Below are 14,366 nucleotides of genomic sequence, written 5' to 3' on the forward strand. Positions count from 1 at the left end.
GAGTTGTCGCGCGCTTAACGGTACGGCGCATCGGCGGCAAGGTTGGCCGCGATCGCGCTTTCCCACCGGTCGCCATTGGCGAGCAGTTTCGCCTTGTCGTAGATCAGTTCCTCGCGCGTCTCGGTCGCATATTCCAGGTTCGGACCTTCGACCACGGCATCGACCGGGCAGGCTTCCTGGCACAGGCCGCAGAAGATGCACTTGGTCATGTCGATGTCGTAGCGCGTCGTACGACGGCTGCCGTCCTCGCGCGGTTCGGCCTCGATCGTTATCGCCAGCGCAGGGCACACGGCCTCGCACAATTTGCACGCGATGCACCGCTCTTCGCCATTGGGATAGCGCCGCAGCACATGCTCACCCCGGAAACGCGGCGATAGCGGGTTCTTTTCGTACGGATAGTTGATCGTCGCCTTGGTCTTGAAGAAGTATTTCAGCGTCAAAGCGTGTGCCTTGACGAACTCCCACAGGGTGAAGGCCTTGATGTACTGACCAATGCTCACAGGCTGGCCTCCGTTCTGGTGACGACCCGGTCGCGGCACACGCCGTCGGTCGGGTAGGTCGGACGCTGGGCATCGTACAGGCCCGATGGCGTCGCATATCGCTTGAGATACACGCGATCGGCCGGAGCGCAGTCCGTGCCGACGCGCGTCAGCATGAGGAACCCGGACACCAGGAACACCCAGAAGAGCGACAGCGGCAGAAATACCTTCCAACCCAACCGCATCAACTGGTCGTAGCGATACCGCGGCACGGTCGCCTTCACCCAGCTGAACAGGAAGAAGAAGAACAGGATCTTGGCGAACAGCCAGATGATCCCCGGTACCAGATACAGCGGCGCCCAGTCGAACGGAGGCAGATATCCGCCCCAGAATAACGTCGCGTTCAGCGTGCACATCAGGATGACGTTGGCATATTCGCCCAGCCAGTAGAGCGCGAACGACATGGACGAATATTCTGTCTGATACCCCGCGACCAACTCGCTTTCCGCCTCGGTCAGATCGAACGGCGCACGCTGGGTTTCGGCAAGCGAGGAGATGAAGAACACGATCGACATCGGGAACAGCAACGGATTGAACGCATAGCCGTTGATGAAGCCGTACAGGCCCTTCTGACCTTCGACGATCGCGGTCAGGTTGAAGCTGCCGGTCCACAGCACGATCGAGATCAGCACGAACCCGATCGCCACTTCATAACTGACCATCTGCGCCGCGGCACGGATCGCCGAGAAGAACGGATATTTCGAGTTGGACGACCAACCGGCCAGGATGATGCCGTAAACGCCGAGCGACGACGCCGCGAGGACGTAAAGCAAGCCGACATTGATGTTGGCGAGCACGACGCCGACCTGGAACGGCACCACCGCCCATACGATCAGCGCGACGGTGAAGGTGATGATCGGCGCAAGCAGGAACAGGCCCTTGTTCGCCGCCGTCGGCACGATCGTTTCCTGAAGGAAGACCTTCAGACCATCGGCAAAGGATTGCAGCAGTCCGAACGGGCCCACGACGTTGGGGCCGCGACGCAGCGCCATCGCCGCCCAGATCTTTCGATCGGCATAGATGATCATTGCCACGGCCAGCATCAGCGGCAGTGCGATGACGAGAATGCCGACGATCGTGGACGTGAACCACGCCCATTCGAACGGCATACCGACAGTGTTCTGGAAGAATGCGGTCATTCCGCCGCCTCCGCATAATCTTCGCCGTGGATCAGTTCGGCCGAACAGCGCTGCATCGTCGGGCTAGCCCGGCAGATCGCATTGGTCAGGTAGAAGTCTTTGATCGGATAGCCGGAAAGCTCGCCGGATCCAGTCTCGCCCAGCGCCGGAGGGTTCCACGCGAACGTCTTCAGCCCCAGCGTGGCAAGATTGGGCGTATCGCCGCCCATCGCCGCGCGCAGTTCGTCGATCGTGTCGAACGGCAACGTCTTGCCGAGCACTGCCGACAGTGCGCGCAGGATCGTCCAATCCTCGCGAGCATCGCCGGGTGGGAATACGGCGCGTTCGCCACGCTGCACGCGACCTTCCAGATTGACCCAGGTCCCCGACTTCTCCGCATAGCTTGCGCCCGGCAGGATAACGTCCGCCTGCGCCGCGCCGCGATCGCCGTGATGTCCGATGAACACCTTGAAACTGCCCGAGAAGGCCGAGAAATCTACTTCGTCGGCGCCGAGGAAGAAGGTCAGCTTCGGCTTGGCAGCGGCGACATCAGCGATGCCGCCCTTCTGCGCCCAACCGAGCATCAGCCCGCCCATGCGCGATGCCGCCATGTGCAGTACGTTGAACCCGTTCCAGCCATCGCGCACCAGGTTCAGCGACGTGGCCAATGCCAGTGCGGCGCCATGCCCGCCCTTCAACGCCGCGCCGCCGACGATGACCATCGGCGCCTTGGCGTCCTTGAACGCCTCCGTCACGGCATCCGGCAGATTGCCGAGCAAGGCCAGATCGCTGCCGATCCACTCCGCCTTGTAGGTCAGGTCCGTCTCCGGCCCGATCGCAAAGACCTTCGCGCCCTTCTTGATCGCCTTGCGAATGCGCGTGTTGACCAAGGGCGCTTCCCAACGAACGTTGGTACCGACGAGCAGGATCACGTCCGCGTCTTCGGTGCCGGCGATCGTCGTGTTGAAATTGACCGCGGCGATGTTCGTCGCGTCGTAATCCATCCCCGTCTGACGGCCCTCCAGCAATGTGGAGCCCATCGACGCGAGCAAGGCCTTCGCCGCGTACAAGGTTTCGCAATCGACCAGATCGCCATGCACCGCGGCGACGCTGTCACCTGCATCGACCGCCTTGATCGCGGCGAATGCCTCGTCCCAGGTCGCTTTTTGCAGTTTGCCGTTCACGCGAACGTACGGCGTATCGAGCCGGCCGCGAACCAGGCCATCGACCGCATGCCGCGTCTTGTCCGACGCCCATTCCTCGTTGACGTCCTCGTTGATCACGGGGAGCGCGCGCAGCACCTGGCGCCCGCGGCTGTCGAGCCGGATGTTGGTGCCGACTGCATCCATCACGTCGATCGTCAGCGTCTTCTTGAGCTCCCACGGCCGCGCCTCGAAAGCGTAAGGCTTGGACGTCAGCGCACCGACCGGGCACAGATCCACTACGTTACCCGACAATTCGCTCTTCACGGCATTTTCGAGATAGGACGTGATCTGCATGTCCTCGCCGCGATAGATCGCGCCGATTTCCTCCACGCCCGAAACCTCCTCGGCGAAGCGGATGCAACGCGTGCACTGGATGCACCGCGTCATGATCGTCTTCACGATCGGTCCCATATACTTCTCGGTCACCGCGCGCTTGTTCTCGGCATAACGCGACTGGCCACGACCATAAGCGACCGACTGGTCCTGCAGATCGCATTCGCCGCCCTGATCGCAGATCGGGCAATCGAGCGGGTGGTTGATCAGCAGGAATTCCATGATGCCTTCGCGGGCATTCTTCACCATCGGCGTGTTGGTGAAGATTTCCTGATTGTCCGCGGCCGGCAACGCGCACGACGCCTGCGGCTTGGGCGGACCAGGCTTCACCTCGACCAGGCACATGCGGCAATTGCCGGCGATGCTCAGACGCTCGTGATAGCAGAAACGCGGAATTTCCTTACCCGCGATTTCGCAAGCCTGCAGCACGGTGGCGCCGGCAGGAACTTCGACCTCGACGCCGTCTACTTTGACTTTAGGCATTAATTGGATTCCGCCGTGGCGACAGGATGCCGCCGTTTATACAAAGCCTCTGCAGCCCAGCCATGAATTGCAGTACCGCTAATATCGACCCTGCCCTTGCCCCGTCCGCACGCATTGAGCGCCGGTGCCAGCGCCCGTCCGGCATCACTTTCTGCAACGGACATACGCTTGGCACGCACAAGTCGATCGGCCGCGAGCGGCTCGCGATCAACGGCGCAACGAACCACCACATACCCAACTGGCAGCAAACGATCCGCCCGATCGACTGAGGCGAAGTTTTGCGAGGCGGTACCTGACGTCTCACCGGACCCCAAATAAAGACGCGTCACGATAGCGCCTCGAAGCGCCCGCCGGGAAAAAATCATTTGTCGTCGATCGTTCGCCATTTGGGCAGCAGCCGCCCCGAGCGACGTTTGTCCGAGGTTCACCGACGCCGCCAACCCCGCACTCTGGATCGAAGTGCCCAATCTCATGCATTTGCTATGCTTTTGAAACAGACGATCGATTTGTGTCTGCTCATCCGCACTCTCTGGCATGGATTCGATCACCCGGCGTGACTGTTGCGGCGCTTCACGCACAGCACATCGCGCAAAATCAGCGAGGACCTTCTCGCCATCGAGACTTGGCTTTGTCGCTGCCAAGGACGGGGTGGGAAAGCACAGCATCATCCCGGCCGGAAATAGAAACGTGCGCTTCATTATTCCGCCGCTTCCATCATCGGCGACAGATCGCCGCCGCCGTTTCGTTCGAGTATCCGCCGCTCCATTTCCGGACGGAAATGCTTGATTAGCCCCTGGATCGGCCATGCCGCAGCATCGCCGAGCGCGCAGATCGAATGACCCTCGACCTGCTTGGTGACCTGCTGGAGCATGTCGATCTCGCTGATGTCGGCATCGCCGGTGCGCATCCGCTCCATCACGCGCCACATCCAGCCGGTACCTTCGCGGCACGGCGTGCACTGGCCGCAGCTTTCATGCTTGTAGAAGTAGGAGATCCGGCTGATCGCGCGGACGATATCAGTGGACTTGTCCATCACGATCACGGCCGCAGTGCCGAGACCGGATCCGACCGCCTTCAGGCCGTCGAAATCCATCGGGACGTCCATGATCTCGGCGGCCGGCACCAAAGGCACGGACGACCCGCCCGGGATGACGGCGAGCAGATTGTCCCAGCCACCACGGATGCCGCCGCAATGCGTCTCGATCAGTTCGCGGAAGGTGATGCTCATCGCCTCTTCCACGACGCACGGCGTGTTCACATGGCCGCTAATCTGGAAGAGCTTCGTGCCTTCGTTCTTTTCGCGACCGAAGCTGGCGAACCATTCCGGCGACCGGCGCAGGATCGTCGGCACGACCGCGATCGATCTCGACGTTGTTCACCGTGGTCGGGCAGCCGTACAGCCCCGCGCCCGCCGGGAAAGGCGGCTTGAGGCGCGGCTGGCCCTTCTTGCCCTCCAGGCTTTCGAGCATCGCCGTCTCTTCGCCGCAGATATACGCGCCCGCGCCGCGATGGACGAAGACGTCGAAGTCGTAGCCGGACTTGCACGCATTCTTGCCGATCAGACCGGCCGCATAAGCCTCGGCCACGGCAGCGAAAAGCGTCTCCGCCTCCCGGATATATTCGCCGCGGATGTAGATGTACGCGGCGCGCGCGCGCATCGCGAAGCCGGCGATCAACGCGCCTTCGATCAGCTTGTGCGGATCGTGCCGGATAATCTCGCGATCCTTGCACGATCCGGGCTCAGATTCGTCCGCGTTGATGACGAGGAAGTTCGGACGGTCCGGCTTCGGTTCCTTTGGCATGAAGCTCCACTTCATACCGGTCGGGAAGCCTGCCCCACCGCGCCCGCGCAGGCCCGATGCCTTGACCTTGTCGATCAGCCCGTCCTGCCCGATCTTCATCAGGTCGGCGGTCTTGTCCCAATCGCCGCGCGCCATCGCCGCCTTCAGATTCCATGGCTGGAACCCGTACACGTTGGTGAAGATGCGATCCTTATCGGCGAGCATTACTTCTTGCCCTTCTTCGCGCCCGAGATTGCAATGAACATCATCAGGCCAGCGCCCATGAACACCGCGAGCAAGGCGATCCACACGGCCGGGTTCATGCCCATTCCCCGCGATAATCGTGATTTTCGTCGACCATCGCCTTCAGCGACGTAGGCCCGCCGACAGGCTCGCTCGACTTGCGGCCGGTGGTCGAACCCGGCGGCGGCGACTTGCCGGCCGCGAGCGCCTCCAGCACGGCGGTCGTGCGATCGTAATCCAGGTCTTCGTAATTATCGTCGTTGATCTGTACCATCGGCGCGTTCGCGCAGGTGCCGAGGCATTCGACTTCGGTCAGCGTGAACAGGCCGTCAGGCGTTGTTCGTCCCTTGATCAGGCCATGATTCTTGCACGCGGCGAGTACGTCGTCGCTGCCCGCGAGCATGCACGGCGTCGTGCCGCACACCTGCACATGATAACGGCCGACCGGCGCCAGATTGAACATCGTGTAGAAGGTCGCGACCTCGTAGACGCGCATGTACGGCACGCCGATCTGGCGCGCGACGAATTCAATCACCGGGACGGGCAGCCAGCCCTGCGTCTGGGTTTCAGCGCCGACCTGACGTTGCGCCAGATCGAGGAACGGGATCGACGCCGACTGCTCGCGGCCTTTGGGATAGCGGCCGAGGATCTCGTTCGCCTTCGTCTGGTTTTCGTCCGACCACGCGAATGCGCCCCAGCGTGCGCGGGTCTCTGCCTCGTCAGGAATCTGGGGTGCTTCAGCCATGTGTCTTAACCTTGCCGAACCGGCGTACGTTATACGCGACCCAAATCAGGGACGCGCCGATCACGACGACCATCCCCAAACCCGGTGCGATCGATCCGGCGCCGAAAGCACAGCCGGCAATCATCGCCGCCACGGCGCCGTAAATCCAAAGCGGAAAGCCTGCACCACTCAACGGTCGCACTCCCCGAACACGATATCCATCGCGCCCAGAATGGCTGTCGTATCCGCCAGCATATGCCCCTTCGCCATGAAATCCATCGCCTGCAAATGGCTGAACGCGGTCGGGCGGATCTTGCAGCGATACGGCTTGTTCGTGCCATCCGCGACAAGATACACGCCGAACTCACCCTTCGGGCTTTCGGTTGCGACATAGACGTCGCCTGCCGGCACGTGGAAGCCTTCGGTATACAGCTTGAAGTGATGGATCAGCGCCTCCATCGACCGCTTCATCTCGCCACGCTTCGGCGGCACGACCTTGCGATCCAGGCTGGAGATCGGCCCGTCGGGCATTTCGTTCAGGCACTGCTTCATGATCCGCGCGGACTGGCGCACTTCCTCGACGCGCACCATGAACCGGTCGTAGCAATCGCCACGCGTGCCGACCGGCACGTCGAAATCCATCTTGGCGTAGACGTCGTACGGCTGCGACTTGCGCAAATCCCAAGGAATGCCGGACCCGCGGATCATCGGGCCGGAAAAGCCCCATTTGATCGCATCTTCGCGGCTGACCGTGGCGATATCGACATTGCGCTGCTTGAAGATGCGGTTGTCCGCGACGAGCGAGATGGCATCCTCGAACAGTCGCGGCAGGCGCGTGTCGAGCCAGTCGGCGATGTCAGTCAGCAGCTTGAGGGGCACATCCTGATGCACGCCGCCAGGACGCAGATAGGCAGCATGCATGCGCGCGCCCGATGCGCGTTCGTAGAAGCCCATCGTGTCTTCGCGCAGTTCGAACAGCCACAGGTTCGGCGTCATCGCGCCAACGTCCATGACGTGCGAACCAAGATTGAGCATGTGATTCATGATGCGCGTCAGTTCGGCGAAGAACACCCGCAGATATTGCGCACGGATCGGCACTTCCAGGTCGAGCAGCTTCTCGACCGCGAGCACGTAGCTATGCTCCATGCACATGGGCGAGCAGTAATCGAGCCGGTCGAAATACGGCAGCGCCTGCAGATACGTCTTGTATTCGATCAGCTTTTCGGTGCCGCGGTGAAGCAGCCCGACATGCGGATCGACCCGCTCCACAATCTCGCCGTCCAGCTCCATGACGAGGCGCAAAACGCCGTGCGCCGCGGGATGCTGCGGGCCGAAATTGATCGTGTAGTTCTGGATTTCCACATCGGCCTGCGCGGCGTCCGTGTGATCCGTGCGGCGCTCGACCGCTTCGATATGATCGCTCACTGGTTCTGCCCCTTGCCCGGCGTGGGCACGACATCGGGATCGGCCGGCTTGCTGTCGGCCTTGTTACCGGGATGCGGCTCGCCCGCCCCGGTCTGCGAGGTCTTGTCGGTGGTCTTGCCGTACGGTTCGCTCGGCGCCTTTGCGGCGCCGGCCGGCGTTTGCGCGGCATCGGCCTTGACGATCTCGTCCGCCTTCAGCGGCGTCGGCGCGCCCTTGGCTTCCGGCAGCTTGGCCTTTTCGTCTCCCGGCAGGACGTACTCCGCCCCTTCCCAGGGCGAGGTGAAGTCGAACGTGCGAAAATCCTGCGCCAGCTTGACCGGCTCGTACACGACGCGCTTGGCCTCTTCCGAATAGCGCAGTTCGACGAACCCGGAGAGCGGGAAGTCCTTGCGCTGCGGATGACCGCGAAAGCCATAGTCGGTCAGGATACGACGCAGATCGGGGTTCCCCGAGAACAGCACGCCGTACATGTCGTACACTTCGCGCTCCAGCCAGCCGGCGACCGGCCAGATGCCCGTCACCGACGGCACCGGCTTTTCGTCGTCGGCCTGCACATGCACGCGGATCCGATGATTGCGCGTCAGGCTGAGCAGGCAATAAACGACCTCGAACCGGTCGGCCCGGTCCGGGTAATCGACGCCCGCAATTTCCATCAGCTGCTGATATTCCAGCCCCGGCGTATCGCGCAGCAGGGTCATCGTCTCGACCAAGCTCGCGCGATCGACCGTGAACGATACTTCGTTCACCGCCTCCAGGCTCGACAGCACCTTGCCGCCAAGCGCGCGCTCGGCGGTGTCGATCACGCCATCGTTGGGCGAATAGGCAGGCGCCGGCGCTCTCATCGCTCGATCGTCCCGACGCGGCGGATCTTCCGCTGCAACTGCATGATGCCGTACAGCAGCGCCTCGGCAGTCGGCGGGCAACCGGGCACGTAGATGTCGACCGGCACGATCCGGTCACACCCGCGAACGACGCTGTAGCTATAGTGATAATAGCCGCCGCCATTGGCGCACGAGCCCATCGAGATGACGTATTTGGGCTCCGACATCTGGTCGTAGACCTTGCGCAGCGCCGGGGCCATCTTGTTGCACAGCGTACCCGCGACGATCATCACGTCCGACTGGCGCGGAGACGCACGCGGCGCGGCGCCGAAGCGCTCGAGATCGTAACGCGGCATGTTGACGTGGATCATCTCGACCGCGCAGCACGCCAGGCCGAACGTCATCCACCACAGGGAACCGGTACGCGCCCACTGGAACAGTTCCTCGGTCGAGGTGACCAGGAAGCCCTTGTCGCCGAGTTCGCTGTTGATATCGTTGAGGAACGCGACGTCGGGCAGCGTGCCCGGACGTTCCGGTGCGACGAGTTCTACTCCCATTCCAGGGCTCCCTTCTTCCACGCATAGACCAGGCCCAGCGCGAGTTCGGCGATGAACACCATCATCGATCCCCAGGCGAGCCAGCCCAGCTTGAACACCGAAACGGCCCACGGATACAGGAACGCCGCCTCCAGATCGAAGATGATGAAGAGGATGGCGACGAGATAGAAACGCACGTCGAACTGGCTGCGGCTATCCTCGAAGGCGGGGAAGCCGCATTCATATTCGGTAAGCTTTTCCGCCGTCGGCTTGTGCGCGCCCGTAAAGCGCGCCGCGATCATCGGCAGGAACACGAACGCGCTCGACAGGACGAGTGCGACGCCCAGGAAAAGCAGGATCGGAAGATATTGCGACAGGTCGACCAAGGGTATCTCGCAACTGCGAAGGGGATGACCCGGGCTTTAGGCCTCTGGGCCTGCACGGGCAAGGGTTGGAGCCATGAGAATGACTCGCAATTGGCATGCGTTAATCGCGTTCGCCCGGCGCGCAGCCCCTGCCCGTCCTGCAGATGGCGATCAGATCGCGGCGCGCGGTTCATTACGGAACCAGCGCACCGGTGCGACCTCGACGGAAACACGTTTGCCACGGCCGGCCACTAAACACGCGGCCGGCGCGAACTTAGCGCTATCGTAGCGCCCCGGCGATCAGCTTGTGCATTTTCGACTGAAGCACGTCGTTCGCCGCCAGAAATTCCTTCCGCGCGACCATCTGGTCTCCGCCGCGATAGTCGGTGACGAACCCACCGGCTTCCTTGATCAGCAGCATGCCCGCAGCGACATCCCAATACTTCAGGTCCGATTCCCAGAACCCGTCGAACCGCCCCGCGGCGACCCAGGCGAGATCCAGCGATGCTGCGCCGAAGCGGCGGATCCCCGCAACTTCCGGGGCCACAGCGCCGAAGATCCGGCTCCACTGCGCGAAATTACCGTGGCCGAGGAACGGGATACCGGTCGCGATCAGGGCATCCGCCATGTCGCGGCGGGCGGACACGCGCAGCCGTTCGGACTGTACCCAGGCCCCCTTGCCCTTTTCCGCCCAGAAGCTTTCGTCGGTCAGCGGCTGGTAGATCAGACCGGCCGTGATCTCGCGCTTGCCGTTGGCCAGCATCTCCTCGACCGCGATCGAAATGGCGAAGTGCGGGATGCCGTGCAGGAAGTTCGACGTGCCATCCAGCGGATCGACGATGAAGCGCGGCTTGTTCGGATCGCCGGCAACCTCGCCGCGTTCCTCCATCAGGAAACCCCAATCGGGTCGGCCGCGCGACAATTCCTCGAACAAGGTCTGTTCGGCGCGCTGGTCGGCCATCGACACGAAGTCGGCCGGCCCCTTGCGACTGACCTGCAACTGCTGAACTTCGTTGAAGTCGCGACGCAGCCGCGGCCCCGCCTTGCGCGCAGCGCGATCCATGATCGTCATCAGGCCGGAATGGGAAACCATGTTCTAAACTCCTCACCCTCCCGCTCGCGGGAGGGGCCGGGGAGGGCGTGTCCGCAACGTCGGACGTTGACGGAGGAGGAACTACCCTCCCCCAACCCCTCCCGCAAACGGGAGGGGAGCAAGTATCAGTCGGCGCGGCGCACGTACGTCTGTTCGTACACGTCGACCACGATGCGCGTGCCGGCGCCGATATGCGGCGGCACCATCACGCGCACGCCGTTTTCGAGGATCGCCGGCTTATAGGAAGACGATGCGGTCTGCCCCTTCACAACGGCATCCGCCTCGACGATCATCGCCTCGATCGTGTCGGGCAACTGGACCGAGATCGGACGTTCGTCCCACAATTCCATCACGACATCCATGCCGTCCTGCAGGAACGCGGCGGCGTCGCCCAGGATGCCAGCGTCGAGCGAGACCTGCTCGTAATTGATCTTGTCCATGAACGTCAGCGTATCGCCTTCGCGGAACAGGAACTGGAAATCGACGGTATCCAGCCGGACCCGCTCGACGCTTTCGGCGGAGCGGAAACGCACGTTGGTCTTCCGGCCATCGATCAGGTTCTTCATTTCGACCTGCATATACGCCCCGCCCTTGCCCGGCTGGGTATGCTGGATCTTGACGGTCTTCCAGATGCCGCCTTCATATTCGAGGATGTTGCCGGGACGAATCTCGACCGCGTTGATCTTCATGGCTGAACCTGTGCGTGGGAAAGAGCGAAGGCGCGGCCCTTAGCGCCCGGCGCGCGTTCCGGCAAGATAGGGGCCGGATTCAGGACCCGACAAGATAGGGATAAGGATCGACGTCGCGGCCTTCATACCAATGCTGGTCCGGCGTGGTACGCGTCAGACCGAAATGCAGGTGATAATTCCCGGCGCCGGCATTCCCCGTATCACCGACAAAGCCGATCGGATCGCCGGTTTTTACGACCTGCCGCTCGCGTAAGCCGGGGGCATAGCCGCTCAGATGCGCATAATAATAGATCCAGTCCTTTTTGGGCGACCGGACATAGACCGTCGTTCCGCCAGCCGCGCTGTTCCAGAGTTTCTCGACCACACCAGGAGCCGCCGCGACCACCGGCGTGCCGAGTGGCGCAGGGATATCGGTGCCATGATGCTCGCGCAGGCCGTTCTCGCGCGGGTCGCCCCAGCTTTCGCGCACCGCCTCACGCGGCAGACCCGCAACCGGCATGGCGAGCGGCCCCGCTCGCCCGGCATCTGCGACCGGCCGGGCCTCGGGGGCCGACACCGACACCGACGCGGGGGCATCGGGCAGCAATTTCAGCGCCGCGATCCACGCGCCGAGCAGCAACAGGACCGCGACCAGCAGCCCGACACCCAATCGCCGCGCCATGCTCAGTTCTGGAACACCGCAGGCGTGCCCGGCTTGATCATCATCGACAGCCGTGCCGCATCCCAGTTGGTCAGGCGGATACAACCGTGGCTCTCCGCCCGGCCTATCGTGCTGGGTTCGGGCGTGCCGTGAATGCCGTAATGCGGCTTCGACAGATCGAGCCAGATGACACCCACCGGTCCGTTCGGCCCCGGCGGAAGCTTGGCCGCCTTGGCACTATCCTTCGCGTCCCAGAACAGGTCGGGATTATAGTGGAACGGCGGATTGTAGGACGCGCCCTTGATCGTCCATTTCCCGATCGGCAGCGGATCGTGGCTGCTGCCCATCGTCGCCGTGAATTGCGCGATCAGCTTGTCATTCTTGTCGAGCACACGCAGAACCTCGTCCGACTTGTCGACGACGACCCTCACGCCCTGCGGCTGATCCGCATTGATGTTCAGGTCCGACAGCGTCTTGCGCCAGTGATCCGGCAGCTTGGCGTCATACGCACGCGACTGGGCCACGACATTGGGAAATACGACCTTCGTTCCCGCGCTGACCGGGGTGGAAGGGCTGTTCAGCGCCATCAGCGTTCCCGGCGTCGTGTGGAACATCTCGGCCAGTTTTTCCATCGCGGTGCGATAGCCCAGGCCCGGCAGCTTGGCCTGCTGTGCCGGATCCTTCGGCAGCGGATTGGTGTAGGGACCCGCAAGCATCTCGTCCGTCAGCGCGATCGTTACGGTCGGACGAAAGGCACGCGACGGATACAGCGCGCGAAGCGTCGCCTTGTCCATCTCTCCGGAGACTTTCAGCCCGTTCGCTTCCTGAAATCCCTTCAGCGCCGCAACGAGCGACTTGCCCGGCTTCCCGTCTATCACGCCCGGCGAGAAACCGAGATGATCCAGGATCACCTGTACATGCATCGTCGACAGATCGACGCCGCTACTCGTCGTCGGCGCCGCCTTTGTTCCCTGCGCGCTGACGGAGATCGGACCAAGCGAGACGAGGGCCAGACAGGCTGCACCCCAAAGCGTTTTCTGCACGAACCCAAACTCCTACATATCCGATCATGCAGACAACGACAGACGCGCAGCTTGTTTCCGAGCCGTCACGAATTCCCGATATTTCCCGCCGCGCGCTGATGGGCGGCGGCCTGGTCGCCGGAGCGGCGGCGTTGATGCCCTTCCCCGCAATGGCGGCCGGTGCGGAATGGCGGCTTGCGATCCGCAACGTGCACAATAACGAAAGCGTCGATGCGGTATTCGCACGCGCCGGTCGCTTCGTGCCGGAGGGGCTGGCTGAACTGAACCACGGCCTGCGCGACTGGCGCACTGGCGAAGTGTTCCAGATGGACCGCCGGCTGCTTGCCTTGCTGGCGAACCTGCGCGCGAAGCTCGACCTGCCCGGGCGGCAGAAGATCGATCTGATCTCGGGCTACCGATCGCCGCATACCAACGCCGCGCTGCGCGCGAGGGGCGGCGAGCATACCGGCGTCGCGACGCGCAGCCAGCATATGTTGGGCAAGGCGACCGACATCATGGTCCCCGGCATTTCGCTCGACAAACTACGCGGCGCGGCGCTTGCGCTGGGCGGCGGCGGGGTCGGCTATTATCCGCGCGACGGGTTCGTCCATGTCGACACGGGACGTGTCCGCCACTGGTGAGCCGTCAGGCCATCGCCTCGGCAAACGCGCGGACCGCCGCGGCCTCGTCCCCGCCCCATACGGCATGCGACACCGCCAGGAAGTCCGCGCCGGCCGCGACCAAAGGCGCGGCATTGGCGGGGGTGATGCCACCGATCGCGACGCAGGGTATCTCGAACATCGTCGACCACCAGCTCAGCAGCACCGGCTCGGCATGGTGGAGCACCGCCTTCGTGCTGGTGGGGTAGAAGGCACCGAAAGCGACATAGTCCGCCCCGGCCTCGCCCGCTTCCATCGCAAGGTGGCGGCTGTCATGGCAGGTGACGCCGATCTGCGCATTCGGACCCAGCGCCTCGCGTGCGTCGCGCGGGTCGCCGTCCTCCTGCCCCAGATGCACGCCATCCGCGCCGAGACGCTTTGCCAGCGAGATACTGTCGTTGATGATGAACGCGACGTCTGCATCGGCGCAAATGCGCTGCAACGGCTCGGCCAGCACCGCCGCCGCATGCTGGTCCACATCCTTCACGCGGAACTGGAACGCCGCCACCGGCCCCGCATCCAGCGCGCGGCGCAACCGATCGGGAAAGGCGCCGCCGACGTCCAGCGGCGACACGAGATACAATTGGCACGGCGGCCGGCGCATATCGCGCGAGAATTGCGCCGCGAAATTCGGATCGAGCGGGCCGAGGGGATCGATATCGTTCATACCGACCCCCTAGCCGTTACGTC

At 63.2% G+C, this 14,366-nt stretch carries 15 protein-coding genes and 1 pseudogene; 1 reads left to right on the forward strand and 15 read right to left on the reverse strand.

The window, feature by feature from the left end; genetic code table 11:
- Positions 1 to 14: 14 nt before the first annotated feature.
- The 14 genes and pseudogenes from nuoI to H5J25_RS11680 all read right to left on the reverse strand — a co-directional run bounded on the left by nuoI (position 15) and on the right by H5J25_RS11680 (position 13,038).
- Entirely contained in the window at positions 15 to 500 is a 486-nt protein-coding gene (gene nuoI / locus H5J25_RS11615; RefSeq protein WP_202091111.1) for an NADH-quinone oxidoreductase subunit NuoI, read from the reverse strand.
- Complete coding sequence (gene nuoH / locus H5J25_RS11620; protein ID WP_202091114.1) at positions 497 to 1,678, reverse strand: NADH-quinone oxidoreductase subunit NuoH; 1,182 nt, start codon at positions 1,676 to 1,678, stop codon at positions 497 to 499. Before nuoH ends, nuoI begins: the two co-directional genes overlap by 4 nt.
- Entirely contained in the window at positions 1,675 to 3,678 is a 2,004-nt protein-coding gene (nuoG, locus tag H5J25_RS11625) for an NADH-quinone oxidoreductase subunit NuoG (protein WP_202091120.1), read from the reverse strand. Before nuoG ends, nuoH begins: the two co-directional genes overlap by 4 nt.
- Entirely contained in the window at positions 3,678 to 4,376 is a 699-nt protein-coding gene (locus H5J25_RS11630; protein ID WP_202091122.1) for a hypothetical protein, read from the reverse strand. The genes nuoG and H5J25_RS11630 overlap by 1 nt, the downstream gene beginning before the upstream one ends.
- Positions 4,376 to 5,684, reverse strand: a pseudogene (gene nuoF / locus H5J25_RS11635) (NADH-quinone oxidoreductase subunit NuoF). The gene H5J25_RS11630 and the pseudogene nuoF overlap by 1 nt, the downstream one beginning before the upstream one ends.
- Before the next feature lie 94 nt (positions 5,685 to 5,778).
- Entirely contained in the window at positions 5,779 to 6,447 is a 669-nt protein-coding gene (locus H5J25_RS11640) for a complex I 24 kDa subunit family protein (RefSeq protein WP_202091124.1), read from the reverse strand.
- Positions 6,448 to 6,615: 168 nt separating this feature from the next.
- Positions 6,616 to 7,851 carry an NADH-quinone oxidoreductase subunit D gene (locus tag H5J25_RS11645; RefSeq protein WP_202091126.1) on the reverse strand — a complete coding sequence of 412 codons (1,236 nt, stop codon included), beginning with the start codon at positions 7,849 to 7,851 and terminating at the stop codon, positions 6,616 to 6,618.
- Positions 7,848 to 8,693, reverse strand: coding sequence for an NADH-quinone oxidoreductase subunit C (locus tag H5J25_RS11650; protein ID WP_202091128.1), 846 nt, complete (start codon positions 8,691 to 8,693; stop codon positions 7,848 to 7,850). Before H5J25_RS11650 ends, H5J25_RS11645 begins: the two co-directional genes overlap by 4 nt.
- The gene (locus H5J25_RS11655; protein ID WP_202091129.1) at positions 8,690 to 9,229 is read right to left on the reverse strand and encodes a NuoB/complex I 20 kDa subunit family protein; all 540 of its coding nucleotides are present in this window, start codon (positions 9,227 to 9,229) and stop codon (positions 8,690 to 8,692) included. The genes H5J25_RS11650 and H5J25_RS11655 overlap by 4 nt, the downstream gene beginning before the upstream one ends.
- Complete coding sequence (gene ndhC, locus H5J25_RS11660) at positions 9,220 to 9,594, reverse strand: NADH-quinone oxidoreductase subunit A (RefSeq protein ID WP_202091136.1); 375 nt, start codon at positions 9,592 to 9,594, stop codon at positions 9,220 to 9,222. Before ndhC ends, H5J25_RS11655 begins: the two co-directional genes overlap by 10 nt.
- Before the next feature lie 259 nt (positions 9,595 to 9,853).
- Entirely contained in the window at positions 9,854 to 10,666 is an 813-nt protein-coding gene (locus tag H5J25_RS11665; RefSeq protein WP_202091138.1) for an inositol monophosphatase family protein, read from the reverse strand.
- A gap of 125 nt (positions 10,667 to 10,791) precedes the next feature.
- A complete protein-coding gene (efp, locus tag H5J25_RS11670) occupies positions 10,792 to 11,355 on the reverse strand; it encodes an elongation factor P (protein ID WP_202091140.1) in 564 nt (187 codons plus the stop codon).
- 79 nt (positions 11,356 to 11,434) lie between these two features.
- Positions 11,435 to 12,016 carry a M23 family metallopeptidase gene (locus H5J25_RS11675; RefSeq protein WP_202091145.1) on the reverse strand — a complete coding sequence of 194 codons (582 nt, stop codon included), beginning with the start codon at positions 12,014 to 12,016 and terminating at the stop codon, positions 11,435 to 11,437.
- Positions 12,017 to 12,018: 2 nt separating this feature from the next.
- A complete protein-coding gene (locus H5J25_RS11680) occupies positions 12,019 to 13,038 on the reverse strand; it encodes a L,D-transpeptidase family protein (RefSeq protein WP_225883079.1) in 1,020 nt (339 codons plus the stop codon).
- Between the two features lie 26 nt (positions 13,039 to 13,064).
- On the opposite strand from H5J25_RS11680, the gene H5J25_RS11685 reads away from it, so the two are divergent.
- On the forward strand, positions 13,065 to 13,658 hold the full coding sequence (locus tag H5J25_RS11685; RefSeq protein WP_202091147.1) for a DUF882 domain-containing protein: 594 nt from the start codon (positions 13,065 to 13,067) through the stop codon (positions 13,656 to 13,658).
- A gap of 4 nt (positions 13,659 to 13,662) precedes the next feature.
- Here the strand turns inward: H5J25_RS11685 and thiE are convergent, their stop codons facing one another.
- The gene (gene thiE / locus H5J25_RS11690) at positions 13,663 to 14,343 is read right to left on the reverse strand and encodes a thiamine phosphate synthase (protein ID WP_202091149.1); all 681 of its coding nucleotides are present in this window, start codon (positions 14,341 to 14,343) and stop codon (positions 13,663 to 13,665) included.
- Positions 14,344 to 14,366 lie beyond the last annotated feature (23 nt).

Source organism: Sphingomonas aliaeris (assembly GCF_016743815.1).
Taxonomy (GTDB): Bacteria; Pseudomonadota; Alphaproteobacteria; order Sphingomonadales; family Sphingomonadaceae; genus Sphingomonas; species Sphingomonas aliaeris.